At 72.8% G+C, this 11,265-nt stretch carries 10 protein-coding genes and 1 pseudogene; 9 read left to right on the top strand and 2 right to left on the bottom strand.

What is annotated here, in order from left to right:
• Positions 1-129: 129 nt before the first annotated feature.
• Complete coding sequence (gene fmt / locus EYQ95_RS24985; RefSeq protein WP_132331722.1) at positions 130-1,050, bottom strand: methionyl-tRNA formyltransferase; 921 nt, start codon at positions 1,048-1,050, stop codon at positions 130-132.
• 153 nt (positions 1,051-1,203) lie between these two features.
• Entirely contained in the window at positions 1,204-1,716 is a 513-nt protein-coding gene (gene def / locus EYQ95_RS24980; protein WP_132331720.1) for a peptide deformylase, read from the bottom strand.
• A 204-nt stretch (positions 1,717-1,920) separates the two neighbouring features.
• Here def and EYQ95_RS24975 point away from each other — a divergent pair, with 204 nt between their 5' ends.
• From EYQ95_RS24975 to EYQ95_RS24935, 9 genes and pseudogenes are all read left to right on the top strand, one after another.
• Positions 1,921-3,090 (top strand): LysM peptidoglycan-binding domain-containing protein, encoded by a 1,170-nt coding sequence (locus tag EYQ95_RS24975; protein WP_132331724.1) that lies wholly within the window; start codon positions 1,921-1,923, stop codon positions 3,088-3,090.
• Between the two features lie 77 nt (positions 3,091-3,167).
• On the top strand, positions 3,168-4,277 hold the full coding sequence (dprA, locus tag EYQ95_RS24970) for a DNA-processing protein DprA (protein WP_132331718.1): 1,110 nt from the start codon (positions 3,168-3,170) through the stop codon (positions 4,275-4,277).
• Positions 4,278-4,340: 63 nt separating this feature from the next.
• Positions 4,341-4,829, top strand: a complete 489-nt coding sequence (locus EYQ95_RS24965; RefSeq protein WP_132331716.1) for a DUF494 family protein — start codon at positions 4,341-4,343, stop codon at positions 4,827-4,829.
• Between the two features lie 56 nt (positions 4,830-4,885).
• Entirely contained in the window at positions 4,886-5,629 is a 744-nt protein-coding gene (locus EYQ95_RS24960; RefSeq protein WP_165924859.1) for a GYF domain-containing protein, read from the top strand.
• The gene (locus tag EYQ95_RS24955; RefSeq protein WP_132331712.1) at positions 5,626-6,558 is read left to right on the top strand and encodes an RDD family protein; all 933 of its coding nucleotides are present in this window, start codon (positions 5,626-5,628) and stop codon (positions 6,556-6,558) included. The genes EYQ95_RS24960 and EYQ95_RS24955 overlap by 4 nt, the downstream gene beginning before the upstream one ends.
• Positions 6,559-6,759: 201 nt before the next feature.
• Positions 6,760-9,294 carry a DNA topoisomerase I gene (locus EYQ95_RS24950; protein WP_132331710.1) on the top strand — a complete coding sequence of 845 codons (2,535 nt, stop codon included), beginning with the start codon at positions 6,760-6,762 and terminating at the stop codon, positions 9,292-9,294.
• 30 nt (positions 9,295-9,324) lie between these two features.
• Positions 9,325-9,891 (top strand): L-threonylcarbamoyladenylate synthase, encoded by a 567-nt coding sequence (locus EYQ95_RS24945; protein WP_132331708.1) that lies wholly within the window; start codon positions 9,325-9,327, stop codon positions 9,889-9,891.
• 88 nt (positions 9,892-9,979) lie between these two features.
• A complete protein-coding gene (locus EYQ95_RS24940; RefSeq protein WP_132331706.1) occupies positions 9,980-10,699 on the top strand; it encodes a DUF4124 domain-containing protein in 720 nt (239 codons plus the stop codon).
• Positions 10,696-11,265, top strand: a pseudogene (locus EYQ95_RS24935) (sigma-70 non-essential region-containing protein); the annotation flags it as partial. The gene EYQ95_RS24940 and the pseudogene EYQ95_RS24935, both read left to right, overlap by 4 nt.

Below are 11,265 nucleotides of genomic sequence, written 5' to 3'. Positions count from 1 at the left end.
GTCCAGCCCAAGCGCGGGGACGGGCGCCCGGACGCCCCGCGCCGTCCGCGGGCGGCAAGCCCCGCGCGGGCCGCGGGGCAGCGCCCGCATCCACGCCCGACGCAGAAACCGCGCCTGCCGCGCCAGGCCTCATGCGACGCGCAGATCCTGGCGCGCGTTGAGGAAGTCCGCGGCGGTGATCGCGCGCCCGCCCTCGCGCTGCAGCAGGCGCACGCGCAGCACGCCGCGCCCGCAGGCGATGTCGATGCCCTCGCGCGTCGCACGCAGCACGCAGCCGGGGCTCGCGTCGTGCACCTCGTCCAATGCGACCGCGCCGTGCACGCGCACGCGCTCGCCGGCCAGCTGCGCCTCGGCCATGGGCCAGGGATTGAACGCGCGCACCTTGTTGGCGAGCACGGCGGCCGGCTGCGACCAGTCCAGCCGCGCCTCCTGCTTGTCCAGCTTGTGCGCGTAGGTCACGCCCTCGGCCGGTTGCGGCTGCGGCACGGGCCGGATGCCCGCGCGCAGCAGCGCCAGGCCGTCGGCGAGCACCTGCGCGCCGAGCGCGGCGAGGCGGTCGTGCAGCTGGCCGCCGGTCTCGTCGGCGCCGATGGGCGTGGACTGCGACAGCAGCACCGGGCCGGTGTCGAGCCCGCGCTCCATGCGCATCAGGCAGACGCCGGTCTCGGCGTCGCCAGCCTCGATCGCGCGCTGGATCGGCGCGGCGCCGCGCCAGCGCGGCAGCAGCGAGGCATGCACGTTCCAGCAGCCTTCCACCGGGATGTCGAGCACCGACTGCGGCAAGATCAGCCCGTAGGCCACCACCACCATCACGTCCGGCCGCAATGCGCGCAGCGCGTCCTTCGACTCGCGCGAGCGGAAGTTCTCCGGCTGCAGCACCGGAAAGCCGCGCAGCAGCGCCTCCTTCTTGACCGGCGACGGCGTGAGCCCGCGCCCACGCCCGGCCGGGCGGTCGGGCTGCGTGTACACGCCCACGACCTCGCCCACGTTGGCCGCGGCGCGCAGGCAGGGCACGGCGAATTCGGGGGTACCGGCGAAGACGATTCTCATGGGAGCCGTGATTCGGGATTGGGGACTAGGGATTCGCAGAAGCCGCGCATCTCACGGCAAGGTCGCACGCACTCGACGAGGCCAGGGAGGGCGCATGCGATTTACGAATCCCGAATCCCGAATCCCGAATCCCGAATGCCGAATGCCGGCTCCTCACGCCGACTGCCGCTGCCGCTTGGCCAGCTTCTTGCGCACCATCTCGCGCTTGAGCGGGGAGAGGTAGTCGACGAACAGCTTGCCGGCGAGGTGGTCCATCTCGTGCTGGATGCAGACCGCCAGCAGACCGTCGGCCTGCATCTCGAAGGGCGCACCGTCGCGGCCGATCGCGCGCACCCTGATCGAATTGGCGCGGGTGACGTCGGCGAAGATGCCCGGCACCGAGAGGCAGCCTTCCTGGTAGACCTGCTCGCCATCGCGCTCGAGGATCTCGGGGTTCACGAAGACCAGCGGCTGGCTGCGGTCCTCGGAGACGTCGATGACCATGAAGCGCTGGTGCACGTCCACCTGGCTGGCGGCCAGGCCGATGCCCGGGGCCTCGTACATGGTCTCGAACATGTCGCCGAGCAGCGACTGGAACTCCGGCGTGGTCACCTGCGCCGGGTCGACCGGCCTGGCGACCGTCCGCAGGCGGGGGTCGGGGAATTCGAGGATTTCGAGCTGGGCCATGGCGGATCACCAGAGAGTGCCGCGCGCGGACCGGCGGCAGGCATGCCCCAGGGGCATGCGAAAGGAAATGGGGGCAGCCGTCACAACCGCAAGACGGGCCGGCATTCTACCGCCCGCGGGGCGTTGCCATCGTCGCCGGAGCGTGGGCTATAGTGCCCCAGCCCCTCTGTTGGGCCCGCCTGTCGGGGAACCAGGTCCATGGACATGATCAAACCGCTCCGCGCGGTCGCAGCCGCCGCGCTGCTGACCGTCGCCGCCTACGCCGTCTCGCAGGACTTCCGCGACGGCCATCCGGACACCTACACGGTCAAGCGTGGCGACACGCTGTGGGACATCGCCGGCCGCTTCCTCAAGCGCCCGTGGCTGTGGCCCGAGATCTGGCAGGCCAATCCGCAGATCCGCAACCCGCACCTGATCTACCCGGGCGACGTGATCTCGCTGGCCTACCTCGACCGCGTGGCCGTACAGCCCGGCCCGCGCACCGAGGCGCCGGTGACGGGCGTGCCGCTGGCCGACGTCGAGCCCTTCCTGAAGAACCTGCGCGTGGTCGATTCGTTCGAGCAGCTGCCGCACGTGGTCGGCCTCGAGGAGGACCGCCTGCGCGCCACCGGCGGCCAGGTCGTCTACGTCAAGGGCCTGGACAACGCACAGCCCGGCACGCGCTACGCGGTGGTGCGCCCGACCTTCCGCTACGGCCGCATCGACCGCACGCAGTGCTGCGACATCTTCACCAAGGCCGACCTCGACTTCCGCGGCGGCCGCATCGCCGGCACCAACCTCGATGCGGTGGCCGGCGTCGACCCGCTCTGGTCCAGCATGCTGGTGCCGCGCAAGGGCAGCGAGATCCTGGGCTACGAGCTGATGCAGCAGGGCGTGGGCACGATCAGCCGCGGCGCGGTGGGCGGCATCGAGGCCGCCACCCTGGTGATGGACGGGTTCGGCCGCGAGATCCGCGTCGGTGACCGGCTGGTGCCGGTCGAGGCCCAGCCCTACGACCTGCAGTTCTTCCCGCACCCGCCCAAGGCGCAGTTCGACTACGGCCGCGCCCGCGTGATCGCGGTGACCGACATGCTCACTGCCGGCGGCCCGCGCGACGTGGTGGCGCTGTCGGTGGGCGCGCGTGACGGCGTCGACAACGGGACGGTGTTCTCGGCCTGGCGCATGGGCCAGACGGCGGCCGACACGGTGAAGGTCGGCGGCGAGCGCGACCCGACCAGCGTCGGGCGCGCCCACCGCGTGCGCCTGCCCGACGAGTTCTCCGGCCACCTGATGGTGTTCCGCACCTTCGACAAGGTCAGCTACGCCCTGGTCATGGACGGCATCCGCCCCACCCGCGTCGGCTACGAACTCAAGCATCCGGACGCGGCCTACTGAGCCCTCGGGCTTTTTCCGACCGCTTCACGCGACGGCGCCCGAGGGCGCCGTCGTCGTTTCCGGGCGACGCTGGCGGCATGGATCCCGTGCTCGCCCTCGCCCTGCTCGCCGCCGCGGGTGGCCCCGTCGCCCCGCGCCGGCGCCTGCTGGAACAGGCGCCGGACCCGGCCGAGGCGCTCGCCGACCGCGCGCTCTGGCGTGCCTGCCAGCTCACCCCGTCGCAGGCCGCCTTCCTGCGCGCGCCGCCCGATGGGCTGGCCGGGCGGCTCGAGGCCTGGCTCGCCGAACCCGGCCATTCGGTGCTGGCCTGCACCGGTACCGACTACCCGCCGGCGCTTGCGCAGGCGCCCGGCCCGCCGCTGGCGCTGTTCGTCGCCGGCGACGCGAGCCTGCTGTGGCGCCCGTCGATCGCGGTGGTCGGCAGTCGCGCCCCCACCCCCGGCGGCGTCCAGCACGCCGCGGAGTTCGCCCGCGCCTTCGCGCAGGCCGGGTTCGTGGTCGGCAGCGGGATGGCGGCGGGCATCGATGCGGCCGCGCATGCCGCGGTGCTGGACGCCGGCGGGCCCACCTTCGCGGTACTGGGCACCGGCCCCGACGTGGTCTACCCGCTGGACAACACCGCCCTCCATGCGCGCCTGGCCGACCGCGGCCTGCTGGTCAGCGAACACCCGCCGGGCACGCGGCCGCGGCGCGAGCACTTCCCCTCGCGCAACCGGCTGCTGGCCGCGCTCTGCCTGGGCACGGTGGTGATCGAGGCCGCCGAGCGTTCCGGCGCGCTGATCACCGCGCGCCTGGCGGCGGAGGCCGGGCGCGAGGTCTTCGCGCTTCCCGGCTCGATTCGCAACCCGCTGGCCCGCGGCTGCCATCGCCTGATCCGCGAGGGCGCGACGCTGGTCGAGACGCCGGCGGAGGTGGTCGAGGCCCTGGCGCAGGACGCCGCGATCGAGGCCCGGCGCGCCCTGGAGCGCCTGTGCCCGGACGGGCCCGCGGCGGCGGCCGAGGCCCCTGCCGACATGCCGGCCGCCCACCAGATGCTGTGGCAGGCCATGGGCTTTGACCCCACGGATATGGACGAACTCGCCGAGCGCACCGGATTGACGCTGCTGGAGCTGTCCCCCATGCTGCTGGCCATGGAGCTCGACGGGCGCATCGCCCGCGAGCACGGCCGCTACGTGCGGCTGGGCTGAACGTGTCGCGAGGGACCGCCTGCCGGGCGCCGCGCGCGCCGCACCGCAACAGGGGACGGGGCCATGAAAGAGAACATCCTCGACGTCCTGCTGTTCCTGTTCGAGCACCTGCTGGACGCCGACGCGGAGCGGATGGGCGACGGCGAGACGCTGCGCAGCCATGCCCTGCTCGCCGAGCTGGCCGAGGCCGGGTTCTCGCATGCCGAGATCCACAAGGCCTTCGACTGGCTGGACGCGCTGGCGCGCCAGCGCCCGGCGGTGGCGCACGCCCGCGCGAACGGGCCGGTGCGCATCTACGGCGGCGACGAGCTCGAGCGCCTGGACGTGGAGGCCCGCGGCTTCCTGATGTTCCTCGAGCAGCACGGGGTGATCGATGCCAGCCAGCGCGAGCTGGTGCTCGACCGCGCGCTGGCGCTGGAGCAGGACGCCATCGACCTGGACGACCTCAAGTGGGTGGTGCTGATGGCGCTGTTCGGCCAGCCGGGCAGCGAGGCCGCGTACGCCTGGATGCAGACGCAGGTGTCCGAGGACGAGCCCGAGCCGGTACATTAGAGCGGCCGTTGCCCGGGGAGGGGCGACGGCGTCGCCTGTCTTCCGGGGAAATCAACTTGAGCTGGTTCTACCACGCCCCCGGGGAGGGGCGGATCGGGCCGTTGTCGGCCGACGAGCTTCGCCGCCGTTACAGGGAACGCCGCATCCAGCGCGACACGCTGGTCTGGCGCGAGGGCCTGCGCGAATGGCAGCCGCTGGAGCGGGTGGCCGACGAGGTCGACCTGTTCTCGGTCACGCCCGACGCCTCGCTGCCACCGCCGCTGCCGGCCGCGCCCGCCGTCGCGATGGCGCCGATGGCTGCCGGCTACGCGGACGCCGCCTACGGCGCTGGCCACGCCGCGCCGCAGCGCCGGCGCATGAGCGGCTGCCTGGTCGCGCTGATCGTGGTGGGCGTGCTCGCCGTGCCGATGACCGCCATCCTGGCCGCCATCGCGCTGCCGGCCTACCGGGAGTACACCGTGCGCGCGAAGCTGGCCGGTTACCTCGCCCCGCGCGAGGCCGCGCTGCGCATGGGCACCGAGCGCGCCCGCGAGGCCTTGGGGCGCTGCCCGGAGGAACCGCTGGAAGCCGGGCTGGAAGGCGAGGCCGCCCAGGGCGTGCGCGTGGGCCGGCTGGAGGACGGGCGCTGCGCCTTCGAGATCGCCATCCAGGGCGTCGACCCCAAGGTCGATGGCAGCACCATCGTCCATGTGGCCCCGCCTGCTGCCGGGGGTGCCTGGGACTGCACCGGCGGCGACCTGCCGCGCAACTACCGTTCCGCCGCCTGCCGCGGCACCGGACCTGACACGAGCACGCCATGACCGCCTGGTACTACAGCGACACCCAGCGCAACCGCCTCGGCCCGGTCGCCGCCGCCGACCTCGCCCTGCTGCACGACAACGGCCAGCTCGCGCCGGAGGTGCTGGTCTGGCGCGAGGGCATGCCGGACTGGAAGCCCTGGCGGGAGGTGATGGACGAGGTCCTCGGCCGCGGCGGGCCCGCCCGCTTCGCGGCACCCGCGCCCGTGGACCCGGCCCTGGCCGCACGCGAGGGCGTCAACCCGTACGCGATGGCCGAGCCGCGCTCGCCCTACGCCGCGCCGTCGGCGGCCGTCGCCATGGCGCCGGGGGTGGTGCAGGGCGGCCGCGTGGTCTATGCGGGCTTTCTCAAGCGCTTCGCGGCCAGCATCGTCGACAGCTTCGCCACCACCATCCTCTCCTATGCCCTGCTGATCCCGTTGGTGATGGTGATGGGCGTGGGCATGGCCGGCCTTTCCGGACTGGGCCCGGACGCCTCCGCCGGCCTGGGCCTGGGCATGATGGCCGGCATCTACGGCGTGATGCTGGGCGTGCCGGCGCTGTACTTCGGGTGGATGCAGTCCTCGTCCTGGCAGGCCACGCTGGGCAAGCGCATGGCCGACGTGAAGCTGGTGCGCGGCGACGGCAGCCCCGTGGGCTTCTGGCGCGCGGCGCTGCGCTACGTGGCCATGGCCGCGACCTTCGCCCTGACCTGCGGCCTGGGCGCGCTGGCCTCGGCGATCATGACCGCGGTCACCGAGCGCCGGCAGGCCCTGCACGACCTCATCTGCGACACGGTGGTGGTCGACCAGCACGCCTACACCGCCACCGGCCACCTGCAGCGCGAGGAGCTGAACACCGCGTCCATCGTGGTGCTGGTGCTGTACGCGCTGCTGCTTGTCGGCGTGTTCGCGATCGCCATCGGGGCCGGCATCCTCGGCGCCAGCAGCTGACCTGCCGCCCGCGGCTTGACAGCCGCGGCCGCGGTATGGCGACACTAAATAAGGAATGAGCGCACCGCGCTCGGGGTCGCCCGCGGAGCCATCCGCGGGCGTCGCCGCTTTTCCGCCCCGGTTTTTCCCGATTTCCTTCACGCCACCTCCCGCCCGGTCGCGCAGCCTTCGCGACCGGGGATGGCGCCCCACGGAGCCGCCATGGCCAAGAACCTCCTCATCGTCGAATCGCCCGCCAAGGCCAAGACGATCAACAAGTACCTGGGCAAGGACTTCACCGTCCTGGCGTCGTACGGCCACGTGCGCGACCTGGTCCCCAAGGAGGGCGCGGTCGATCCCGAGCACGGCTTCGCCATGCGCTACGAGCTGATCGACAAGAACGAGAAGCACGTCGACGCCATCGCCAAGGCGGCCAGGCAGGCCGACCACCTGTATCTGGCGACCGACCCGGACCGCGAGGGCGAGGCGATCAGCTGGCACATCGCCGAGATCCTGAAAGAGCGCGGCCTGCTGAAGGACAAGCCGCTCGAGCGCGTGGTGTTCACCGAGATCACGCCGCGCGCGATCAAGGAGGCCATGACGAAGCCGCGCGCCATCGCCGAGCCGCTGGTGGACGCGCAGCAGGCGCGCCGCGCGCTGGATTACCTGGTCGGCTTCAATCTGTCGCCGGTGCTGTGGCGCAAGGTGCAGCGCGGACTTTCCGCCGGGCGCGTGCAGTCGCCGGCGCTGCGGATGATCGTCGAGCGCGAGGAGGAGATCGAAGCCTTCGTCGCGCGCGAGTACTGGACGATCGAGGCCGAGGTCGCGCATCCGTCGCAGCAGTTCGACGCCAAACTCACCAGGCTCGACGGGAAGAAGGTCGAGCAGTTCACGCTGACGAATGAAACTGACGCGCACGCCGCGCGCGAGCGCATCGTGCGCGACGCGAACGGCATGCTGCAGGTCACCGACGTCACCAGCAAGGAGCGCAAGCGCCGCCCCTCGCCGCCGTTCATCACGTCGACCTTGCAGCAGGAGGCCGCGCGCAAGCTCGGCTTCACCACGCGCCGCACCATGCAGGTCGCGCAGAAGCTCTATGAAGGTTTACCGCTGGGGCCGGAAGGCACCGTCGGCCTCATTACCTACATGCGTACCGACTCGGTGAACCTCTCGCAGGACGCCATCGCCGAGATCCGCGACGTGATCGCGCGCGACTTCGGCACGCGGGCGGTGCCGGACAAGCCCAACGTCTACACCACGAAATCCAAGAACGCGCAGGAAGCGCACGAGGCGATCCGCCCGAGCTCGGCGCTGCGCACACCGGCGTCGGTGGCGAAGTTCCTGCCCGACGACGAGCGCCGGCTGTACGAGCTGATCTGGAAGCGCGCGGTGGCCTCGCAGATGGTGCCGGCCACGCTCAATACCGTGAGCGTGGACCTGGCCGCGGGCAGCGAGCACAGCTTCCGCGTGTCGGGCACCACGGTGGTCGACCCGGGCTTCCTGGCCGTCTACGAGGAAGGCAAGGACACGAAGAGCGCGGAGGACGACGAGGAAGGCCGCAAGCTGCCGGCGATGAAGCCGGGCGAGCGCCTGCCGCTCAACCGCGTCGTGGCCGACCAGCATTTCACCGAGCCGCCGCCGCGCTATTCGGAGGCCTCGCTGGTGAAGGCGCTGGAGGAGTACGGCATCGGCCGGCCGTCCACCTACGCCTCGATCATCTCCACCCTGCAGGCGCGCAAGTACGTCGAGCTCGAGAACCGCCGCTTCCGCCCGACCGACGTGGGCCGCGCGGTGAGCAAGTTCCTGTCCGCGCACTTCACCCGCTACGTCGACTACGACTTCACCGCCAAGCTCGAGGACGAGCTCGATGCGGTGAGCCGCGGCGAGGAGGAATGGGTGCCGCTGATGGAGCGGTTCTGGAAGTCGTTCAAGCAGCTCGTGGACGACAAGAAGGACAACATCGACCGCACCGATGCCGGCTCCGTGCGCGTGCTCGGCACCGACCCCAAGACCGGCCGCCAGGTCAGCGCGCGCATCGGCAAGTTCGGCCCGCTGGTGCAGATCGGCACCAGCGAGGAAGAGGAGAAGCCGCAGTTCGCCTCGCTGAAACCCGGCCAGAGCATCTACTCGATCTCGCTGGAGGAGGCGCTGGAGCTGTTCGGCCTGCCGCGCACGCTGGGCGAGAGCAATGGCGAGAAGGTGACGGTGGGCATCGGGCGCTTCGGCGCCTTCGCCAAGCGCGGCTCGACCTATGCCTCGCTGGCCAAGGAGGACGATCCCTACAGCATCTCCTTCGAGCGCGCGGTCGAGCTGATCGAGCAGAAGGAGGAGATCGCCCGCAACCGCGTCATCAAGCAGTGGGACGGGTTCGACGTGCAGGTGCTCAACGGGCGCTTCGGGCCGTACCTGTCGGACGGGCGCATGAACGGCCGCATCCCCAAGGACCGCGACCCGGCCTCGCTCACGCTGGAGGAAGCCCAGCAGCTGCTGGAAGCCACCGGCAAGCCGGTGCGTGCCCGCTTCGCGAAGAAGGCGACCAAGAAGGTCGCGGCGAAGAAGACGGCCGATGCGGCGCCTGCGCGCAAGGTCGCGAAGAAGGCGGCGGCCAAGAAGACCGTGGCGAAGAAGGCGTCCACCAGGAAGGCGACCGCGAAGAAGACCGCGGCCAAGAAGGTGGCGGCGAAGAAGGCCGCCACCGGAAAGGCGCCCGCCACGCGCGCCACTGCGCGCGCGGCCGACGACGACGCGCCGTTCTGATCCTGCAACCGCCGCATTTCCGCCCGTCCGATGAACGCTTCTGAGCTCAACGTCCCGTCGGCCGTCGCCCTGCTGATCCGCGGCGGGGTGCTCGCCTACCCGACCGAGGCGGTCTGGGGCCTGGGCTGCATCCCCTTCGACGGCGAGGCCGTCCACCGGCTGCTGGCGATCAAGCGGCGGCCGGTCGAGAAGGGCCTGATCCTCGTCGCGGCCGAGGTCGCCCAACTGGCGGCGGTGGTCGACTGGGACGCCCTGCCCGATGCGCGCCGCGAGGCCGTGCTCGCGTCCTGGCCCGGCCCGAACACCTGGGTGGTGCCGGCGAGCGCCGCGGTGCCGGCCTGGGTCACGGGCGGCCGCGACAGCATCGCGGTACGGGTGAGCGCGCACCCGGTGGTGGCCGCGCTGTGCCGCGCGTTGGGAGGGCCGATCGTCTCCACCAGCGCCAACCTCACCGGCGAGCCGCCTGCGTTCCGGCGCGAGGGGCTCTCGCCCGCCCTGCTGGCGCTGGTGGACGGCGTGTGCGAGGGCGAGACCGGCGGCCTGGCGGCGCCGACGGCGATCCGCGACGCGCGCACCGGCGAGGTGCTGCGCGAGTAGCCGCGCGCCACCGTCCCGCCGCTGAACCGCCCGACGCCGGGCCGCGCCTTCGCTTCGCCGTGGCGCGTCGCGCGCGCAAGATGTACCCATGAGCCCGCGCGCCGCCCTCCTGGCCCTGCCGCTCGCGCTGAGCCCGGCGTGGACGCCGCCGGCGGCGGCGCAGGCGCAGGTCACCATCTACCGCTGCACCGACGCGTCGGGCCGCCTGAGCCTGCGCGACTCGCCCTGCCGCAAGGGCGAACGCCAGCAGGTGCGGTCGATGCTGCGACCCACCGACCCGCCGCCACGGCGCGAGGTCGCCACCGCGCCGCGGCCCGCGCCCGCCCGCGCGACGGTGGACGCCGCGCCGGTGCTGCCGCGCGTGGTCTACGTCACCCCGCCGCGCCCGACCTACGAATGCACCACGCCCGACGGCGAGCGCTACACCAGCGAATCGCCCGAGGGCAATCCGCGCTGGGTGCCGCTGTGGACGCTGGGCTATCCCGTCGTCGTCGCCCCGCAGGTCCACGGCGGCTACCACGGGCGCCTGGACCACCGCGAGGGCGGCACGCGCATTCGCATCGAAGGCGGGCGCCAGTGGCGCGTGCCCGGAACGGTGGTCGGCCCGGCGACGGCCTATCCGCCGGCGGGGACCTGGATCCGCGACGTCTGCCACCCGCTGCCGGCCGCCGAAGCCTGTGCGCGGCTGCGGGACCGGCGCGATGCGCTCGACCGCCGCTACAACAGCGCGCTGCAGAGCGAGCGCGAGGCCATCGTGCGCGAACAGCGCGGCATCGATGCGCGCCTGGCCGCGGAGTGCGGGCGGTGACCGGCGCGCCTGGCGGCCTGCGCGCACTGCCGGTGACGACCGCCATCGCCGCGGCCCTGTGGCTGGCGGCGCCGGTGCCGCGCGCCGCCGCGCAGGACGTGGTCATCTACCGCTGCGTCGCCGCCGACGGCTCGGTCATGCTGCAGAACGGGCAGCGCTGCCCCAAGGGCACGCGCGAGCAGCGCCGCGTGCTGGAGGCGCCGCGAGCACCGGCGCCGCCGCCGGCCCCGGCTGCGCCGCCCGCCGCAGCCCCGGCCGCACCGGGCACGCTGTCGGCGCCGGCGCCCGTCGCTGCCGCACCGGCCATCGTCGAGCTCGCCGCGGCCCCGGCGCCGCCCCTGCATGCCTGCCGGACCTGGGACGGCGAGCGCTACTACGGCGACAGCGCCGAGCCCGCGCCGCGCTGCGCGCCGTTGCGCACCACCGCCCTCGATGGCCGCAGCCCGACGGCCGCGCAGGCCTGCGAGATGCGCCTGGACACCTGCGAACCGGTGGCCAAGGTGAAGGAGCACGAGCGCCGCATCCTCGACCTGTCCGTGCGCGTGGCCAAGATGCCGCGCAAGGAC

Source organism: Lysobacter sp. N42, from assembly GCF_004344885.1.
Note: the sequence above shows the minus strand (reverse complement) of the source record. Positions and strands in the feature narration are given on the sequence as shown.

Bases quoted from the DNA above. Each gene is read 5' to 3' on its own strand.
- EYQ95_RS24940 (WP_132331706.1), top strand. From the start codon at position 9,980: ATGAGCCCGCGCGCCGCCCTCCTGGCCCTGCCGCTCGCGCTGAGCCCG.
- def (WP_132331720.1), bottom strand. From the start codon at position 1,716: ATGGCCCAGCTCGAAATCCTCGAATTCCCCGACCCCCGCCTGCGGACG.
- EYQ95_RS24965 (WP_132331716.1), top strand. From the start codon at position 4,341: ATGAAAGAGAACATCCTCGACGTCCTGCTGTTCCTGTTCGAGCACCTG.
- fmt (WP_132331722.1), bottom strand. From the start codon at position 1,050: ATGAGAATCGTCTTCGCCGGTACCCCCGAATTCGCCGTGCCCTGCCTG.
- EYQ95_RS24945 (WP_132331708.1), top strand. From the start codon at position 9,325: ATGAACGCTTCTGAGCTCAACGTCCCGTCGGCCGTCGCCCTGCTGATC.
- EYQ95_RS24950 (WP_132331710.1), top strand. From the start codon at position 6,760: ATGGCCAAGAACCTCCTCATCGTCGAATCGCCCGCCAAGGCCAAGACG.
- dprA (WP_132331718.1), top strand. From the start codon at position 3,168: ATGGATCCCGTGCTCGCCCTCGCCCTGCTCGCCGCCGCGGGTGGCCCC.
- EYQ95_RS24955 (WP_132331712.1), top strand. From the start codon at position 5,626: ATGACCGCCTGGTACTACAGCGACACCCAGCGCAACCGCCTCGGCCCG.
- EYQ95_RS24975 (WP_132331724.1), top strand. From the start codon at position 1,921: ATGATCAAACCGCTCCGCGCGGTCGCAGCCGCCGCGCTGCTGACCGTC.